Raw genomic sequence first — 16,846 nt, 5'->3', positions numbered from 1 at the left:
GGCTAAGGTTGAGGAAGGCTTGAGCGGACACGCAGCGCGTGGTCCCGTCTTCGGGCGCGTGCAAAGCCGGTCCCGTTGTGGCACATGCCTCGCATGAAGATCGACGGCCGCTCCTATCGCACCATCTTCGCCGACCCGGACGGCCTCAGCGTCCAGGTGATCGACCAGACGCGCCTGCCCTTCGCCTTCGAACTGAAGCGCCTCGCCACCCTGGACGACGCGGCGGTGGCGATCCGCACCATGATCGTGCGCGGGGCGCCGCTCATCGGCGTCACCGCCGCCTACGGGCTGGCGCTCGCCCTGCGCGAGGATCCCTCGTTGGAGGGGATCGAGCGGGCCTGCGCCACCCTCGCTGCCACGCGCCCCACCGCCATCAACCTGCGCTGGGCGCTGGACCGGGTCTCCGCCAACCTGCGCCAAATCGAGCCGCACGAGCGCTTCGCCCGCTCCTTCGCCGAGGCCGGGCGGATCGCCGAGGAGGACGTGGCGAGCTGCCGCGCCATCGGCGCCCATGGCGGCCGGCTGATCGACGATCTCCACAAAGCCAAGGGCCGGCCGATCACCGTGCTGACCCATTGCAACGCCGGCTGGCTCGCCACCGTCGATTGGGGCACCGCCCTCGCGCCGATCTACGACGCCCATGAACGGGGCATCCCGGTGCATGTGCTGGTGGACGAGACGCGCCCCCGCAACCAGGGCGCGGCGCTCACCGCCTTCGAGCTTCACGGCCACGGGGTGCCGCACACGGTGATCGCCGACAATGCCGGCGGCCACCTGATGCAGCACGGGAAGGTCGATCTCTGCATCGTCGGGTCCGACCGCACCACGGCCGAGGGCGACGTGTGCAACAAGATCGGCACCTACCTGAAGGCCCTGGCGGCGCGGGACACCAACGTGCCGTTCTACGCCGCCCTGCCCTTCTCCACGATCGACTGGACCTTGCGCGACGGCGTCGCCGAGATCCCGATCGAGGAGCGCGACGCCCGCGAGGTCACGCATCTCACCGGGCGCACCGAGGATGGCCGCTTCGCCACGGTGCAGGTGGTCTCGCCCGGCAGCCCCGTCGCCAACCCGGCCTTCGACGTGACGCCGAACCGGCTCGTGACCGGCATCATCACCGAGCGCGGCGTCTGCGCGGCGAGCGCGGAGGGGCTGCTCGGCCTCTACCCGGAGCGCCGCAAGGCCGCCTGAGCCTGCGGCGGCGCATCGCAGGGACCGCTCCGGGCGTCGGGCGTTGCCCGCTGGATTTCACTCTCCAGCGGACAGGGCAGGCCAATGTCGGACGATCACGCGGCGATCTGGGACGAGTTCAAGGACGCGGTCAACATGACCCCGGCGGCCCTGCGCAAGCATCTCGACAGCGAAGACAGTAAGGAGGTCGGCCAGAAGAAGGGCGGCGGCGAATCCACCGGCCATGCGATGGGCCGGCGCATCCTGGAGATCAAGGACAAGAAGAAGGCCGACCTGACCGACGACGATTACGCCGCGATGAAGAAGGTGGTCGGCTACGTCCACCGCCATCTCAAGCAGGGCGGCGAGGCGCGCAAGGACCCGGATTCCGCGTGGCGCCTGTCCCTGATGAACTGGGGCCACGATCCGCAGAAGGATTGAGGCGGCCCCGCGCCCTCGCTCAGTAGCGCGGCGGCACGATCCAGGACGGGGCGATCACGTATTCCTTCGGCCGCTTGCGCTGGCCGAGGAGCCCCTCGGAATACTGGTCGTGGAAATAGTCGAAGCCGGTGAGGCCGAAGCCGCCGCCGTTCATCACCTGCGCCACCGGCACGGCGGGGCGGGCAAGGTCGGGACGGGTCGCCGGGGCGACCGGGCCGAGGATCGTGCCGTCGAGGACGCTCGGCGCATCCGGCGCGGTGAACACGAAGCCCTCCGGGCGCACGGGCACGGGGACTTCCTGAGCCCAGGCGCCCCCGGCGCAGAGGGCCGGGGCGAGGAAGGCGGCGGCTGTCACCGCACGGCGCAGGGTCGAGGAACTCACGCGATGCTCCGTCACTGGCTTGGGCGGGAACCGTAGCAGATCCGCCGGCCCCGACAAACGCCGGCTCAGCCGCGGGACTGGAGAACCACCGGCGGCGTCGTCGGCACCGGGCGGCAATTCGAGCGGAAGGCGTTCAGCGGCAGCGGACGCGAATCGCAGGCATAGACGTCCGTCGGGCCGGGGGCCGGCACGGGATCCCGCGCGATGATCGGGTTGGGCGCGCAGGCCGAGGCGGCGGCGGCGAGCAGCAGGGCGGCGATGGTGGACAGACGGCGCATGCGGCTCTCGGGACGCGGGACGGGACACCCCCGCGCCGACCCTGCGCAGCTGGACGGCGCCTGACAAGCGCCGCCGCCGGGCGAGACAGCCCTTTGGCGAGCCGTGTCGCCCGGCGGCAACATGCGGTGGCGGGGCCGGAGCCCCGTCAGACGGCCTGCGCCATCGGCACGACGTTGTGCAGGGACTTGTCGGCCGCATCGAAGAACTTGCGCAGGTTGCGCGCGGCCTGCCGGATGCGCTGCTCGTTCTCGACCATGGCGATGCGGACGTAATCGTCGCCGTGCTCGCCGAAGCCGATGCCGGGGGCGACCGCCACGTCGGATTTCTCCAGAAGCAGCTTCGAGAATTCGAGGCTGCCCATGGAGCGGTAGCGCTCGGGGATCGGCACCCAGGCGAACATCGAGGCGGCCGGGGCCGGGATCTTCCAGCCGGCCTTGCCGAAGGAATCGACCAGGGCCTCGCGGCGCTTCTTGTAGATGGCGCGCATCTCGTGGATGCAATCGTCCGGCCCGTTCAGGGCGGCGGTGGCCGCCACCTGGATCGGCGTGAAGGCGCCGTAATCGAGGTAGGATTTCACCCGCGTGAGCGCCGCGAGCAGCCGCTCGTTGCCCACCGCGAAGCCCATGCGCCAGCCGGCCATGGAATAGGTCTTCGACAGGGAGGTGAACTCCACCGTGCAATCCATCGCGCCCGGCACCTGCAGCACCGAGGGCGGCGGCTCGCCGTCGAAATAGACCTCGGCATAGGCGAGGTCGGAGAGCAGGATCAGCTCGTGCTTCTTCGCGAAGGCCACGAGGTCCCGGTAGAAATCGAGCCCGGCGACATAGGCGGTCGGGTTCGAGGGATAGCAGACGACCAAAGCCACCGGCTTCGGGATCGAGTGCTGCATCGCCCGTTCCAGGGCCGGGAACATGGCCGGGGTCGGCTCGGCCGGCACGGAGCGGATCACGCCGCCGGCCATCAGGAAGCCGAAGGCGTGGATCGGGTAGCTCGGGTTCGGCACCAGCACCACGTCGCCCGGGGCGGTGATCGCCTGGGCCATGTTGGCGAAGCCTTCCTTCGAGCCGAGCGTCGCCACCACCTGGGTGTCGGGGTTCAGCTTCACGCCGAAGCGGCGCGCGTAATAGCCGGCCTGGGCGCGGCGCAGGCCGGCGATGCCCTTGGAGGCGGAATAGCGGTCGGTGCGCGGACGGCCCGCCGTCTCGCACAGCTTGGCGATGACGTGCCGGGGCGCATCGAGGTCCGGGTTGCCCATGCCGAGATCGATGATGTCGGCGCCGTTAGCTCGGGCGGCCGCCTTGATCCGGTTCACCTGCTCGAACACGTAAGGCGGGAGTCGCTTGATGCGGTGAAAGTCGGTCATCGGCGTTTCCATGGGCGCGCCCGTGTCGTCAGGTCCCTGTGGGGCGCGAACCGCTGCATATAGCAGAGCCGGCCTCGCCCGCCGACCCTTAAAAATCCGTCACTGCGGCGGGGGCGTGGCGGGCTTCGGCGCGGCCGGGTCGGGTGGGGGCGCGATGCCCTTGGCGACGCCCTTGGCCGCGCTCTCGGCCGCCCGGCCCCGCGCCACGTTGCGCCCGCGGGCGTTCTCCAGCTCGGATTCGAGGGCCTTCTGGCTCTCGGCGTTCTTGGCGCGGACCGTCCGCTTGGGCGCATCGACCCCCACCGCCATGAAATCGGGCGTGTCCTTCGGCCGGGTGTTCGTCACGAAGTCCGGGGCATCGACCTTGCGAGGGCCGTAGCCGGCGTCGGCCGCGAGGGTGCGCACCGTGTCGCCCGAGCAGGCGCCCAAGGGCGTGACGAGGAGGGCAAGGGCAACGCAGCGTCGCAGGGCGGGCGTCATCAAGGATCCTCCCGCGCCGGTTAGCGGTTGCGCGATGAGAACATGGGTCGGTTGTCGCGGGGAAACCCGCGCCGGGGTGGCGAAACGTCCGGCTCGCTCCTTAATGTGTCGGAAACGAGGCTCGCCGGCACAGGCGGGTCGCGATGATCCAGGGAGGCAAGCCGTGACGAGCCCGCAGCACAGGCAGGCGGCGGAGAAAGCCGCGCCCACTCCGGCGGCCCCGGAGGCCTCTCCCGCCCTGCCCGATTTCGAGGCGATGTCGCGCAATGCCGGCCAACTGGTCGAGGCGCTGGGCCGCAGCGCCGCCCGCTACCTGACGCCCGAGACGCCGGCCGGCGCCTCCCCCGAGGTCGGCGAGATGGTGCGCACCCTCGGCAAGGTCGCGGAATCGTGGCTGACCGACCCGAGCCGCACCGTCGAGGCGCAGACGCGCCTGTCGCAGGATTTCCTCACCCTCTGGGGCTCGACCTACCAGAAGCTGCAGGGCCAGCAGACGCCGCCCGTGGCCGCGCCGGAGCCGCGCGACAACCGCTTCGCGCATCCCGACTGGTCGGAGAACCCATATTTCGACTTCATCAAGCAGGGCTACCTGATCGCCACCCGCTGGGCGGAGGATCTGGTGGAGGATGCCGAGGGCATCGACGAGCACACCCGGCACAAGGCGCAGTTCTACCTGCGGCAGGTGACGAGCATGCTCTCGCCCTCGAACTTCCTGGCGACCAACCCGGAACTGATCCGCCACACGCTGGCGGAGAACGGCGCCAACCTCGTGCGCGGCCTCAAGATGTACGAGGAGGACATGCAGGCCGGGAACGGGGCGCTGCGCGTGCGCCAGACCGACCCGTCCGGCTTCGAGGTCGGCCGCAACATGGCGGTGACGCCGGGCGAGGTCGTGTTCCGCAACGACCTGATCGAGCTGATCCAGTACGCGCCCACGACGGAGACGGTGTTCAAGCGCCCGCTCCTGATCGTGCCGCCGTGGATCAACAAGTTCTACATCCTCGACCTGAACCCCCAGAAGAGCTTCATCAAGTGGATGGTGGACCAGGGGCTGACGGTGTTCTGCATCTCGTGGGTGAACCCCGACGAGCGGCACGCCGAGAAGGACTTCGAGTCCTACATGAACGAGGGGATCGAGGCCGCCATCGACGCGGTCGGCGCCGCGACGGGCGAGAACGAGGTGGCGGCGGCGGGCTATTGCGTCGGCGGCACGCTGCTCGCGGTGACCCTCGCCATGCAGGCCGCGACCGGCCGCAAGCGCATCACCAGCGCGACGCTGCTGACCACGCAGGTGGACTTCACCCATGCCGGCGACCTGAAGGTCTTCGCGGACGAGGAGCAGATCAAGCAGGTCGAGAAGACCATGGGGGAGCGCGGCTACCTCGAGGGCGCGCGCATGGCCAACGCCTTCAACATGCTGCGGCCAAACGACCTGATCTGGCCCTACGTCGTCAACAACTACATCAAGGGCAAGGCGCCCTCGGCCTTCGACCTGCTCTACTGGAATTCGGACGCCACCCGGATGCCGGCGGCGAACCATTCCTTCTACCTGCGCAACTGCTACCTGGAGAACAACCTCGCCAAGGGCCGGATGGTGCTCAGCAACGTGCGCCTCGACCTGAAGCGGGTGAAGGTCCCGGTCTTCAACCTCGCCACCCGCGAGGACCACATCGCCCCCGCCCTGTCGGTGTTCAAGGGCTCGAAGCGCTTCGGCGGCACCGTGGATTACGTCCTGGCGGGGTCGGGCCATATCGCGGGGGTGGTCAACCCGCCGGCCAAGCCGAAATACGGGTTCTGGACCGGCGGTCCGGTGAAGGGCCAATTCGAGGAATGGCTGGAGAAGGCCGCCGAGACGTCCGGCTCGTGGTGGCCTTACTGGTTGCGCTGGATGGAGGCGCAGGCCCCCGAGCGGGTACCCGCCCGCAGCCCCGGCGGAGGCGCCCTGCCCTCCCTCGGCCCGGCGCCGGGCACCTATGTCCGCGTCCGGTCCTGACGGGCCCGGACGCCGCACACGGAAAGGTCGCAGGATGAAGCTGATCCGCCACGGCGCGCCCGGAGACGAGAAGCCCGGTCTCGTGGATGCGAAGGGGGGCCTTCGCGACCTCTCGGGCATGGTGAGGGACATCGCCGGCCCGGCGCTCTCGCCCGAATCCCTCGCGCGGCTGAAGCTGATCGACCCCGAGCGCCTGCCGCTCCTGCCGCCTGACACACGGCTCGGGCCCTGCGTCGGCGGCACCCGCAACGTGGTGGCGATCGGCCTGAACTACGCCGACCACGCCGCCGAGACCGGCGCGGCGATCCCCTCCGAACCCATCGTGTTCAACAAGGCGCCGTCGAGCCTGTGCGGCCCCAACGACACGGTGATCCTGCCCAAGGGCTCCTCCTGCACCGACTGGGAGGTGGAGCTGGCGGTGGTGATCGGCCGCCCGGCGAGCTACGTGCACGCCAACGAGGCGCTGGACTACGTGGCCGGCGCCTGCATCTGCAACGATGTCTCCGAGCGGGACTGGCAGATGAACCGGGGCCCAACCTGGACCAAGGGTAAGAGCGCGCCGACCTTCGGGCCGCTGGGTCCCTGGCTCGTGACCCTCGACGAGGTCGGCGACCTCAAGAGCCTCGCCATGAGCCTCGACGTGAACGGCGAGCGCCGCCAGACCGGCTCGACGGCGACGATGATCTTCGATGTCCCGCAGATCGTCGCCTATTGCTCGCATTTCATGCTGCTGGAACCCGGCGACGTCATCACCACCGGTACGCCCCCCGGTGTCGGGCTCGGCATGAACCCGCCGACCTACCTGAAGGAGGGCGACGAGATGGTGCTGCGCATCGCCAGGCTCGGCGAGCAACGCCAGAAGGTCGTCGCCTTCGACGCCTGGACCGCGAAGGCCGCCGCGGGGGCTTGATTTTTCCCGGCCGAGCCCGGCAAGAAACGGCATGAGCGAGCCTGCCGTGACCCTCCGGGACGACATCCGCCACGATTGGACCGTGGAGGAGATCCGCGCGATCCACGATGCCCCGTTGATGGACCTCGTGTTCCGGGCGGCGACGATCCATCGCCGCTACAACGACCCGGCGGACATCCAGCGGGCCTCGCTGCTCTCGATCAAGACCGGGGGCTGCCCCGAGGATTGCGCCTATTGCCCGCAATCGGCCCACCACAAGGAGGCTGGGGTGGAGCGCGAGCGGCTGATGAAGCCGGAGGCCGTGCTGGCCGAGGCCGCCGCCGCCAAGGCCGCCGGCGCCCACCGCTTCTGCATGGGCGCGGCGTGGCGCCAGCCGAAGGACGGACCGGAATTCGACGCGGTGCTCACCATGGTGCGCGGCGTGCGCGCCATGGGCATGGAAGCCTGCGTGACGCTGGGGATGCTCTCGCCCTCGCAGGCCGGGCGCCTCGCCGAGGCGGGGCTCACCGCCTACAACCACAACCTCGATACCGGGCCGGATTTCTACGGCGACATCATCTCCACCCGCACCTACGACGACCGGCTCCGCACCCTGGAGAACGTCCGCGCGGCGGGGATCGGTGTGTGCTGCGGCGGCATCGTCGGCATGGGCGAGGAGACGACCGACCGGGCCGCGATGCTGCAGGTCCTGGCGAACCACGCCCCCCACCCGGAGAGCGTGCCGATCAACGCCCTCGTGGCCGTGCCGGGCACGCCGCTCGCCGACCAGCCGGCCATCGACCCGTTCGACCTCGTGCGGATGTGCGCCACCGCCCGCATCGTGATGCCCCGCGCCCGGGTGCGCCTGAGCGCCGGCCGCAAGAGCCTGACCCGCGAGGCGCAGACCCTGTGCTTCCTGGCCGGCGCGAACTCGATCTTCTATGGCGAGCGCCTGCTCACCACCGCCAACGCCGACGAGGACGCGGACGTCGCCCTGTTGGCCGATCTCGGCATCCGCGTGCCGGTGGAGACCCGCGCGGCGGCGGAATAGCGAATAGCGAATAGCGAATAGCGAATAGCGAATAGCGAATAGCGAATAGCGAATAGCGAATAGCGAATAGCGAATAGCGAATAGCGAATAGCGAATAGCGAATAGCGTGCTCTCAGAGCCTGCGAATGTAAAGCAGATCGTTCAGTTCGGGCGCACGTTCCCAATCAACTATTCGCTACTCGCTACTCCCTATTCGCCCCAATCCTCACGCCGCCGGCAGCACGATCCGGAAGCGGGTGCCGTCGGACGTCTCGTCGAGGCAGAGGCGGCCGCCGTTCATCTCGATGAGTTCGGCCGCGATGGGCAGGCCGAGGCCGGTACCGCCGGCCTTCACCGAGCCCTGGAACGGCGCGAACAGGTTCTCCCGCGCCCGCTGCGGCAGACCCGGCCCGTTGTCCAAGACGAGGATCGTCACCTTCTCCTCCGGCCCGGCCGCCGCCGTCACCCGCACCGTCGGACCCGCCACGGCCGCCCCGTCGAGGGCCTGCACGGCGTTGCGCACGAGGTTGGCGAGCGCCCGCGACACCTGCTCGGAATCGGCCAGGACCGAGAGCCCGCCCCCATCGACCGTCACCGCGACCGGATGCGCGGCGAGGGCGGCGATGTCCGGCAGATCCGCCAGCAGCGGGGCCAGCGGCGTCGGCGCGAGGCGCGGCTCCGGCTCGATGGCCCTGCCATAGGCCAGGGTGCCCTCGCAGAAGCGGATGGCCCGCGCCAGGGTGCCGACGAGGCGCGGCGCGATGCGCTGCACCGAGGGGTCGGCGGCGGATTCGAGGCGGTCCCCGAGGAGCTGCGCCGCCGTGAGGAGGTTGCGCAACTCGTGGCTGATCTTGCTGACGGCGAGCCCGAGTTCCGCGAGGCGCCGCTTCTGGCGCAACTGATCCGCGAGGCCGCGCTGCATCTTCGCCAGGGCCGCCTCGGCCTGCCCGATCTCGTCGGCACGGTCGGAGGGCGTGATGATCCGCGCCGCATCCTCCGGCGCATCCGCGAAGGCGGTGATGTTGGTGGCGAGCCGGCGCACCGGGCGCACGATCAGCACCTGCAGCGTCACGAAGACGAGCCCCGCCGCCACCGCCGCGATGATGAGCGAGGAGACCGCGAGCCGGAGGGCGTAGTCGATCATCGCCGTGCGCAGGGGCGCCTCGTCGAGGAGGATTTCCACCCGCCCGAAGCCGGGCTTGCCCTCGCCGAGGACGCGGATCGGCTCCGTGACCGGCGAGACCAGCGTCCGCCACGCCCCACGCAGGGCGCTCCAGGTCGTGACCTGCCCGAGATCGACCGTGTCCGCGACCCGCTCGGGGATCGGCTCGATGGCGAGGAGGCGCTGCGCCCCGCTGCCGCGCACGACGATGGCCCGCGCGTTGACGCCCTGGAGCAGCCGGCTCTCCAGATCCTCCGAGACGGGCTCCGCCGTGCGGCCGTCGAGGACCAGGGCCGCCACCTGCGCGGCGGCCAGCCGGTCGTCCATCCACTCGATGCGGTAATTGGCGACGGCAGGGACGAAGGTCAGGATCTCGGCCACCACCACGAAGGCGACGGTGACGAGGAACAGCCGCCCGGACAGGCCGAGCCGGCGCGGGCGCAGGTCGACACCGGCCACCGGGGCGGCCGACACCTCCCGAGCCGGTCCGACAAGGCTGTCGGTTTCCGCTTTCACGCGAACTCACACCCCCCCGCTTCCACTGCCGTCGGAAGGCCGGACGGTGGAGCAGCCCCCCGTCGATAGCTCCCGCCCGCCCCAGCGTCGAGGGCAGGATCACCCGCTGCGTATGAATACCTCTGCAACGATGCCGCGCCTCACACCCGGCGCCGCATCCGCCGGCTGAGGATGAGGGTCACGAGGCCGAAGACGCCCAGGGAGCCGAGGCCCGCGACCATCTTGGGCGTGACGAGGGCGGACAGGGCGATGGCGTCGTCGCAGCCCGTCCCGCCCTCCGCGAGGCAGGCGGCCCGCGCCGTCTCGTGGGCGGCGACCACGTCCTCGATCCCCGCGCCGGTGGTCGCGTAGACGAGGGCGCCGGGCAGGAGGCCGAGGAAGGTCGCGGCGACGAAAGTCCGCAGCCGCACGCCGCAGGCGGCCGGCGCGAGGTTCGTGACCCAGAACGGAAAGAGCGGCAGCACCCGGAAGGTCGCGATGTAGCCGAAGGCGTCCCGCCGGAAGGAAGCCGCGAACCGGTCGAGGCGCGGTCCGCCGAAGCGCTGCAGCAGGTCCCGGCCGGGGCCGCGCCCGATGGAGAAGACGAGGGAGCCCCCGGTCGTGGCCGCGCAGACGGCGAGCAAGGCTCCCGGCACGATGCCGAACAGGAAGCCGCAGACCATGGTGAGGAACAGCGTCGCCGGTACGGAGACGATGACCGCGCCGAGATAGACGAGGAAGGCCACGACCATGGCCCGCCCGTAGCCCTCCCCCACGAAGGCCTTCAGCCAGGCGCGGGAGGCGAGCAGCCGGTCCAGGCTGAGGAGATGCGCCGCGCCGGAGACGAGCACCGCCACGGAGAGGCCGACGAGGAGGATCAGGGGCAGCCAGCGGCGCACTTGCCGCCAGCGGCTCTCTGGGGGCGCCTGCGCGCTCACCCGGCCTTGCGCATCCGCAGGATCTTGAAGAAGCCGCCGGGGAAGGTCGGCTTCAGGCCCAGCACCTCGACGCCGTTGCGCCGAGCCCAGGCCTCGATCCGCGCGGCCTTGAAGTCCGACGACCAGCCGATCTTCGTGCAGAGGGGCGCCACCACCTCCTCGACCTTGGCGAGCGGCCCGGAATCCTGGCCGAAATGGTTGGCGAGCACGATGCCGCCGCCCGGCTTCACCACCCGCAGGAATTCGGAGAGCGCGGCCTCCGGGTCCGGCACGAGGGTGATGAGGAACTGCGCCACCACCGCGTCGAAGCTCGCATCGGCATAGCCGAGATGGCACACATCCATCACCTGAAGGCCGCGCACATGCGACAGGCCCTTGCGATGCACCTTGCCGCGGGCGCGCTTCAGCATGTCCTCGGACAGGTCGACGCCGCAGACGAAGCTGCCCTTCGGGTAGTAGCCCAGCGCCAGCCCGGTGCCGACGCCGGCTTCCAGGATGCGCGGCCCGTGGAGGGAGGCCGCCTCCACCGCCGCCCGCGCGGCGGGCTCGGTGAGCTTGTCGTAGACCACGTCGTAGACGGGCGCCCAGCGGGCATAGGCCTTGCGCATCAGGGCCGTGCTCGGCCCGGCCACCTGCGGCTCGCTCAACATGGCTGTCGGATGGTCCTGGGTTGGGAGAAGCTAGGCCGCTTCCAGCGGCTTGGCCGAGAACGCATCGACGCGGCGAATGGTGCCGCCGCCGAGCACCCGCGCGCGGGAATCATCGTCGTCGTAGATGACGCAGGCCTGGCCGGGGGAGACGCCGTCCTCGGCTTCCGCGAGGACGATCTCCGCACCCCCGTCGTCGAGGGTGAGCAAAGCCGGCCGGGGCGGACGGGTGGAGCGCACCCGCACCGCCACGGGGAGATCGCGCACCGCCTCACGGTCGCCGTCGCCGAGCCAGTTCACCTCGGTGAGCCGGATGCGGCTGGTGGCCAGCGCCGCGCGGGGGCCGACGACCACGCGGGCGGTCTCGGCTTCCAGCCGCACGACGTAGAGCGGTTCGCGTCCCGAGAGGCCGAGCCCCCGGCGCTGGCCCACCGTGTAATGCAGGATGCCCTCGTGGCGCCCGAGCGCCCGGCCGGACAGGTCCACGATTTCGCCGGGGCGGGCGGCGTCCGGGCGCAGGCGCGCGATCACGTCGCTGTAGCGGCCCTGCGGGACGAAGCAGATGTCCTGGCTGTCCGGCTTCTCGGAGATGGCGAGCCCGAGGTCGCGGGCCAGCGCCCGCGTCTCGTCCTTGCCCATCTCTCCCAGCGGGAAGCGTAGGAAGGCGAGCTGCTCGGGCGTCGTCGCGTAGAGGAAGTAGCTCTGGTCGCGAGCCGGATCCATCGCCCGGTGCAGCGCCCGCCCGCCGCCGGGCAGGGGGCGGCTCGCCACGTAATGGCCGGTGGCCAGCGCGTCGGCGCCGAGTTCCTTGGCCAGCCCGAGCAGGTCGCGGAACTTCACGGTGCGGTTGCACTCGACGCAGGGAATCGGCGTCTCGCCCGCGAGGTAGCTCTCGGCGAACTTGTCGATCACCGCGTCGCGGAAGCGGTCCTCGTAATCGAGGACGTAATGGGGAATGCCGAGATGGTCGGCCGCCGCGCGGGCGTCGTTGATGTCCTGCCCCGCGCAGCAGGCGCCCCGGCGATGGGTCGCCGCGCCGTGGTCGTAGAGCTGCAGGGTGACGCCCACCACATCGAACCCCTGCCGCTTGAGCAGGCCGGCGACGACGCTGGAATCCACGCCGCCGGACATGGCGACGACGACGCGCGTCTCGTGGGGTGGGTTCGGAAGGTCGAGGGTGTTCATCTCGGGCCGCGTGAGGCGGCCTTGCGCCCGAGGCTGCCGGTCCGCCGGCCCCGTCTATAGCCGTTGCGGGCGCGTGTGAAAACCGCCACCCGGCAGATCCTGCCGGCCGGACGGCAGCTTCCGCCGTCGCGGGCGCTCCAAGGCTGGGGCGCTTCTCCGGCATTCTGTCTGTGTTTCAGTAAGTTAACCGATTTCCGGCCGTGGCTCGGCCCTTGCTCGCTCGGCAGGGAGGAGTCAGGTGCATGGCATTGGGCGGGACGGATCGAGTGGAGACCAAGGCGTGGCGCGCGCAAGGCCAGAGGGCCGAGCCGGCGTGGCGCGCGGCCGACTCACAGTCGTCGCGGTTCGACGCCATGCTCGCCAAGCCGGAGGCCGCGACCCCGCGCAAGGCCGAGGACACCCGGAGCCAGGACCGCGCCGCCGCCCGCCGGGACGACAAAACCGCCGACTCCCGCGAGACGACCAAGGCCCGTTCGTCCGCCGACGACTCGCCCCGCGCGGCCCGTTCCGACGACAACAAGCCCCTCCGCGACAAGGCCCCGGCCAAGCCGGATGCGGCCGACGGCAAGACGGCCGATGCCGACGCAACCCCGGAGACCGGGGCCAAGCCGGCGAAGGCCGCTGCCGCCGCGACCGACAGCGTGGCCAAGGAGGAGGCTGCGGCGGCGACGCCCACGCCGACTCCGGTGCTGATTCCGATCCAGCCGAACCCGGCGGCGGCGTCTCCGGCCGCCCAGGCCCAGGCCGCCGCGACGGCCACGGGGGAGGCCGCCACCGTGGCGAGTGCCGCCGCGTCGGTGCCCGGCGCCGTCGAGGCCTCCGGGACCGGCGACGCCGCCGCGCTTACGGACGGCAAGGGCGCCGACGCCAAGGATTTCCTCGCCCTCCTCGGCGAGACCGGCACGACCGCCACGACCGCGCCGCAGGCCGCCGCCGCGACCCAGGGCGTCACGCAGACCACGTCCAACACTCCGGCGGCAGCGACTCAGTCCGCCCAGGCGCCCGCGCCGACGCAGGCCCCCGTACCCCTCGGGCAGGTGCCGATGACCATCGGCCTGCGCTCGCTCGCCGGCTCCAGCGAGTTCCAGATCCGCCTCGATCCCGTCGAGCTCGGGCGGATCGACGTGAAGCTCGAGATTGACAAGGCCAAGGGCACCGTGGCGACCCACCTCGTCGTGGACCGGCCCGACACCCTCGCCCTGCTCCAGCGCGACGCCGGCCAGTTGCAGCAGGCCCTGACCCAGGCGGGGCTCGACCCCAGCGCGGGCGGGGTGAACGTGTCCCTACGCGGCGACGGCGGCAACGCGGGCGGGCAGTCCAACGGCCAGCCCGGCGGCGACGGCCGTCAGGCCAGCCCCTGGTCGACCGACCGAACCGACATGCCCCCCGAGGCCGTGCCCCTGCGCATGCTGCGCGGCTACGGCGGCCTCGACATCCGAATTTGAGGAGACGACCCCCATGACCTCCGGCATCTCCAGTCTCGTCAACAGCAGCACCACGTCCACGTCGAGTTCGTCGAGCAGCACGAGCGACGCCACCGGCATCGCCAACAACTTCACCCAGTTCCTGACCCTGCTCACCACGCAGCTCAAGAACCAGAACCCCCTCGACCCGATGGACACCAACCAGTTCACGCAGCAGCTGGTGCAGTTCGCGGGCGTCGAGCAGCAATTGAAGACGAACGACCGGCTCGACAGCATCCTCACCGCCTCGAAGACGGCGAGCACGGCCACGGCCACGAGCTATATCGGCAAGACCGTCACCACGGACGGCACCTCGGCCCAGTTGCAGGACGGCACGGCCACCTGGACCCTCGATCCCGCCCGCGCGGCGCCGAAGGCCGCCATCACCATCAGCGATGCCAAGGGGAACGTGGTCGCCACGCAGACCACCGCCCTCACCGCCGGCAGCCAGGCCTTCACGTGGAACGGCAAGACCTCGGCGGGCCTCACGGCGCCGGACGGCACCTATTCCATCAAGATCGCGGCGCAGGACACCACCGGCGCCAACGTCGCCGTGGATACGAGCGTGACCGGCACGGTGACGGAAGTCGATCTCAGCGGCACCACGCCGATGCTGCTGGTGGGATCGCAGAAGGTTCCCCTGTCCAGCGTCCAGTTGATCGGGTTGTCCACAAGCGGCTCGTAACGAATCACATCCAAGCGATCCGCTTCACCATCTCTTAGGTGGGCGCAAGTAGCTTCATCCCTCGACGGGTTAGTCGAGTGTAGAGCGTATCATGACCGAACCCCACCGCCCGAGAGTGAAATACGTGATCGGGCCCGACGGCAGTCCCCTGACCATCGCGGACCTGCCTCCGCCGACCACCCGGCGTTGGGTGATCCGCCGGAAGGCGGAGGTCGTGGCCGCCGTGCGCGGCGGTCTCCTCAGCCTGGAGGAGGCCTGCAAGCGTTATACGCTGACCACCGAGGAATTCCTCAGCTGGCAGTTCTCCATCGACCAGCACGGCCTCGCTGGCCTGCGCACCACGCGCATCCAGCACTACCGGCACTGATGGCGGCCGGACGTGCCCGCCGGTCCCGGCAGCCGTCCACCCCCACCTTCGCCTCGGCCTGGAGCCGCGCCCGGATCACCCCCGGCGCGGCTTTCGCACGTCCGGACATCCCGCACGGATCTTAACGGGTCGCTAACCACAAGCCGGGCAATTTCTGCCGAGTGGTCCCGATCCGGGGCCGCCCGCGTCCCGAGCGTCCCATCCGTGAAGCCGATCATCGATCTCGTTACGAAGCTCGGCCCGGCCCGGCTCGCCGCGATGGCGGCCGTGACGCTGACGCTCATCGGCTTCTTCGCGTTCATCATCCTGCGCGTCTCGCGCCCCGACATGGGCGTGCTGTTCTCCGACCTGTCGATGCAGGATTCGGCCGCCGTGATCCGCGACCTCGACGCCCGCGGCATCCGCTACGAGACCAAGGGCGACACCGGCCAGACCATCCTGGCTCCGCGCGCCGACCTGCCGCGCCTGCGCATGGACCTCGCCGGCAAGGGCCTGCCGACCCAGGCGGGCGTCGGCTACGAGATCTTCGACAAGGGCGACGCGTTCTCATCCACGAACTTCGTGCAGAACGTGAACCACCTGCGGGCGCTCGAAGGGGAGCTCGCCCGCTCGATCCGCGCCATCGGCCGGGTCCAGGCGGCCCGCGTCCACCTCGTCCTGCCGGAGCGCCGCCTGTTCGAGCGCGACCGCGAGACGCCCTCGGCGGCGATCGTGCTCAAGCTGATGGGCGACCTCGATCCGGGGCAGGTGCGGGCGGTGCGCCACCTCGTGGCCTCGGCGGTCGAGGGGCTGCGGCCCGACCGGGTCTCCATCGTGGACGAGCGCGGCCGGCTGCTCGCCGACGGCGCGCGCGGCGCCGACCAGGAGGGCGCGGCGGCCATGGAGGACCGGCAGCTCGTCCTGGAGAAGCGCCTGCGCTCGCAGATCGAGGACGTGGTGGCCGGCATCGTCGGCCCCGGCCGGGCGCGGGTGCAGGTGAACGCCGAACTCGACCTCAACCGGATCGAGAGCCGCTCCGAGACCTTCGACCCGGAAAGCCGGGTGGTGCGCTCCTCCCAGACGCGGACGGAATCCTCCCTGACCGGCGGCCCCGACGGCGGGGCGACCTCCGTCGGCAACGAGCTGCCGGGCGCCAACGGCGGCGACAAGCCCGCCGCCCAGAAGGACGCCACCAACAAGAACGAGGAGACGACGAACTACGAGATCTCCCGCGTCACCAAGACGGAGGTGGCCGAGGGCGGCCGGCTCAAGCGGCTCTCGGTGGCGGTGGTGGTGGACGGCGTCTACGCCGTCGGGCCGGACGGCAAGGCCACCTACAGCCCGCGCCAGCCCGCCGAGATCGAGCGCATCGCCGCCCTGGTGCGCAGCGCGGTCGGCTTCGACAAGGGGCGCGGCGACCAGATCGAGGTGGTGAACCTGCGCTTCGCGGAAGGCCCGGCCGGGACCCCGCAATTCGACGACCCGGGCCTGATCCAGTCGCTGCTCTCGCCCTCTCGCGAGGACGTGATGCGCCTGGGCGAACTCGGCGTGCTCGCGATCCTGACGCTGATCGTGCTGATGACGGTGGTGCGCCCGCTGGTGCGGCAGGTGCTGGCGCCCCCCGCCGAGGTGGCGGCCGGCGCGGCCGGCGGGCTGATCGAGGGCCTGCCCCCCGGCGCGACGATCACCGTGACCACCGGGAACGGCGGTGGCGGCGGCGCGGTGACGATGGTGGAGCGCGACAACCCCACCGCCCGGCTGATGGAATTCGCCAAGATCAACGGCCAGGTGCAGGCCGAAACGGTGCAACGCGTGGTGGACATGGTGCGCGCGAGCCCGGCCGAGACGGTCGAGGTGCTGCGCTCGTGGATCCACGAGGATTGAGGAGCTGAGGTCGA

General features: G+C 70.8%; 17 protein-coding genes. 9 read left to right on the top strand and 8 right to left on the bottom strand.

All coding sequences use genetic code 11. The annotated features are described in order from the left end of the window. Positions 1-93 precede the first annotated feature (93 nt). Both mtnA and AAHF99_RS01610 read left to right on the top strand, forming a co-directional pair. The gene (mtnA, locus tag AAHF99_RS01615) at positions 94-1,191 is read left to right on the top strand and encodes an S-methyl-5-thioribose-1-phosphate isomerase (RefSeq protein ID WP_342162371.1); all 1,098 of its coding nucleotides are present in this window, start codon (positions 94-96) and stop codon (positions 1,189-1,191) included. A gap of 84 nt (positions 1,192-1,275) precedes the next feature. Beyond that, the gene (locus AAHF99_RS01610; RefSeq protein ID WP_342162370.1) at positions 1,276-1,611 is read left to right on the top strand and encodes a DUF3140 domain-containing protein; all 336 of its coding nucleotides are present in this window, start codon (positions 1,276-1,278) and stop codon (positions 1,609-1,611) included. Positions 1,612-1,630: 19 nt separating this feature from the next. Here AAHF99_RS01610 and AAHF99_RS01605 read toward each other — a convergent pair whose 3' ends face one another. The 4 genes from AAHF99_RS01605 to AAHF99_RS01590 form a co-directional block, all read right to left on the bottom strand. Further along, positions 1,631-1,993 carry a hypothetical protein gene (locus AAHF99_RS01605; RefSeq protein WP_342162369.1) on the bottom strand — a complete coding sequence of 121 codons (363 nt, stop codon included), beginning with the start codon at positions 1,991-1,993 and terminating at the stop codon, positions 1,631-1,633. A 65-nt stretch (positions 1,994-2,058) separates the two neighbouring features. Then, entirely contained in the window at positions 2,059-2,271 is a 213-nt protein-coding gene (locus AAHF99_RS01600) for a hypothetical protein (protein WP_342162368.1), read from the bottom strand. 146 nt (positions 2,272-2,417) lie between these two features. Continuing rightward, complete coding sequence (locus AAHF99_RS01595) at positions 2,418-3,635, bottom strand: LL-diaminopimelate aminotransferase (protein WP_243959476.1); 1,218 nt, start codon at positions 3,633-3,635, stop codon at positions 2,418-2,420. 99 nt (positions 3,636-3,734) lie between these two features. Continuing rightward, positions 3,735-4,115, bottom strand: a complete 381-nt coding sequence (locus AAHF99_RS01590) for a hypothetical protein (protein ID WP_342162367.1) — start codon at positions 4,113-4,115, stop codon at positions 3,735-3,737. Positions 4,116-4,371: 256 nt separating this feature from the next. Here AAHF99_RS01590 and AAHF99_RS01585 point away from each other — a divergent pair, with 256 nt between their 5' ends. Genes AAHF99_RS01585 through bioB form a run of 3 tightly spaced genes read left to right on the top strand, consistent with a single transcriptional unit; the run spans position 4,372 to position 8,048 of the window. After that, the gene (locus tag AAHF99_RS01585) at positions 4,372-6,108 is read left to right on the top strand and encodes a PHA/PHB synthase family protein (protein WP_342162857.1); all 1,737 of its coding nucleotides are present in this window, start codon (positions 4,372-4,374) and stop codon (positions 6,106-6,108) included. Positions 6,109-6,142: 34 nt separating this feature from the next. After that, on the top strand, positions 6,143-7,018 hold the full coding sequence (locus AAHF99_RS01580) for a fumarylacetoacetate hydrolase family protein (protein ID WP_342162366.1): 876 nt from the start codon (positions 6,143-6,145) through the stop codon (positions 7,016-7,018). Positions 7,019-7,049: 31 nt separating this feature from the next. After that, on the top strand, positions 7,050-8,048 hold the full coding sequence (gene bioB / locus AAHF99_RS01575; RefSeq protein ID WP_342162365.1) for a biotin synthase BioB: 999 nt from the start codon (positions 7,050-7,052) through the stop codon (positions 8,046-8,048). A 205-nt stretch (positions 8,049-8,253) separates the two neighbouring features. Here bioB and AAHF99_RS01570 read toward each other — a convergent pair whose 3' ends face one another. From AAHF99_RS01570 to mnmA, 4 genes are all read right to left on the bottom strand, one after another. Next, on the bottom strand, positions 8,254-9,663 hold the full coding sequence (locus AAHF99_RS01570; protein WP_342162364.1) for a sensor histidine kinase: 1,410 nt from the start codon (positions 9,661-9,663) through the stop codon (positions 8,254-8,256). A gap of 182 nt (positions 9,664-9,845) precedes the next feature. Further along, positions 9,846-10,622: a TVP38/TMEM64 family protein gene (locus AAHF99_RS01565; RefSeq protein ID WP_342162363.1), complete on the bottom strand. Its 777-nt coding sequence runs from the start codon at positions 10,620-10,622 to the stop codon at positions 9,846-9,848. Next, positions 10,619-11,272 carry a class I SAM-dependent methyltransferase gene (locus tag AAHF99_RS01560; RefSeq protein ID WP_342162362.1) on the bottom strand — a complete coding sequence of 218 codons (654 nt, stop codon included), beginning with the start codon at positions 11,270-11,272 and terminating at the stop codon, positions 10,619-10,621. The genes AAHF99_RS01565 and AAHF99_RS01560 overlap by 4 nt, the downstream gene beginning before the upstream one ends. Before the next feature lie 30 nt (positions 11,273-11,302). After that, a complete protein-coding gene (gene mnmA, locus AAHF99_RS01555; protein ID WP_342162361.1) occupies positions 11,303-12,454 on the bottom strand; it encodes a tRNA 2-thiouridine(34) synthase MnmA in 1,152 nt (383 codons plus the stop codon). A gap of 242 nt (positions 12,455-12,696) precedes the next feature. Here mnmA and AAHF99_RS01550 point away from each other — a divergent pair, with 242 nt between their 5' ends. From AAHF99_RS01550 to fliF, 4 genes are all read left to right on the top strand, one after another. Then, positions 12,697-13,899 carry a flagellar hook-length control protein FliK gene (locus tag AAHF99_RS01550; RefSeq protein ID WP_342162360.1) on the top strand — a complete coding sequence of 401 codons (1,203 nt, stop codon included), beginning with the start codon at positions 12,697-12,699 and terminating at the stop codon, positions 13,897-13,899. Positions 13,900-13,912: 13 nt separating this feature from the next. Next, complete coding sequence (locus AAHF99_RS01545) at positions 13,913-14,602, top strand: flagellar hook assembly protein FlgD (protein WP_342162359.1); 690 nt, start codon at positions 13,913-13,915, stop codon at positions 14,600-14,602. A gap of 91 nt (positions 14,603-14,693) precedes the next feature. Then, positions 14,694-14,969, top strand: coding sequence for a CtrA inhibitor SciP (gene sciP, locus AAHF99_RS01540; protein WP_238204121.1), 276 nt, complete (start codon positions 14,694-14,696; stop codon positions 14,967-14,969). Positions 14,970-15,173: 204 nt separating this feature from the next. Next, the gene (gene fliF / locus AAHF99_RS01535) at positions 15,174-16,832 is read left to right on the top strand and encodes a flagellar basal-body MS-ring/collar protein FliF (RefSeq protein ID WP_342162358.1); all 1,659 of its coding nucleotides are present in this window, start codon (positions 15,174-15,176) and stop codon (positions 16,830-16,832) included. Positions 16,833-16,846: the final 14 nt, after the last annotated feature.

The sequence above is a fragment of the Methylobacterium litchii genome, assembly GCF_038442315.1.
In the GTDB taxonomy this organism is placed as follows: domain Bacteria; phylum Pseudomonadota; class Alphaproteobacteria; order Rhizobiales; family Beijerinckiaceae; genus Methylobacterium; species Methylobacterium litchii.
This window is presented reverse-complemented; position numbering and strand designations above follow the sequence as displayed.

Coding starts and splice junctions, on each gene's coding strand:
- AAHF99_RS01580 (WP_342162366.1), top strand. CDS start 6,143: ATGAAGCTGATCCGCCACGGCGCGCCCGGAGACGAGAAGCCCGGTCTC.
- sciP (WP_238204121.1), top strand. CDS start 14,694: ATGACCGAACCCCACCGCCCGAGAGTGAAATACGTGATCGGGCCCGAC.
- mtnA (WP_342162371.1), top strand. CDS start 94: ATGAAGATCGACGGCCGCTCCTATCGCACCATCTTCGCCGACCCGGAC.
- bioB (WP_342162365.1), top strand. CDS start 7,050: ATGAGCGAGCCTGCCGTGACCCTCCGGGACGACATCCGCCACGATTGG.
- AAHF99_RS01590 (WP_342162367.1), bottom strand. CDS start 4,115: ATGACGCCCGCCCTGCGACGCTGCGTTGCCCTTGCCCTCCTCGTCACG.
- AAHF99_RS01610 (WP_342162370.1), top strand. CDS start 1,276: ATGTCGGACGATCACGCGGCGATCTGGGACGAGTTCAAGGACGCGGTC.
- AAHF99_RS01600 (WP_342162368.1), bottom strand. CDS start 2,271: ATGCGCCGTCTGTCCACCATCGCCGCCCTGCTGCTCGCCGCCGCCGCC.
- AAHF99_RS01550 (WP_342162360.1), top strand. CDS start 12,697: ATGGCATTGGGCGGGACGGATCGAGTGGAGACCAAGGCGTGGCGCGCG.
- AAHF99_RS01560 (WP_342162362.1), bottom strand. CDS start 11,272: ATGTTGAGCGAGCCGCAGGTGGCCGGGCCGAGCACGGCCCTGATGCGC.
- mnmA (WP_342162361.1), bottom strand. CDS start 12,454: ATGAACACCCTCGACCTTCCGAACCCACCCCACGAGACGCGCGTCGTC.
- AAHF99_RS01545 (WP_342162359.1), top strand. CDS start 13,913: ATGACCTCCGGCATCTCCAGTCTCGTCAACAGCAGCACCACGTCCACG.
- AAHF99_RS01585 (WP_342162857.1), top strand. CDS start 4,372: ATGTCGCGCAATGCCGGCCAACTGGTCGAGGCGCTGGGCCGCAGCGCC.
- AAHF99_RS01595 (WP_243959476.1), bottom strand. CDS start 3,635: ATGACCGACTTTCACCGCATCAAGCGACTCCCGCCTTACGTGTTCGAG.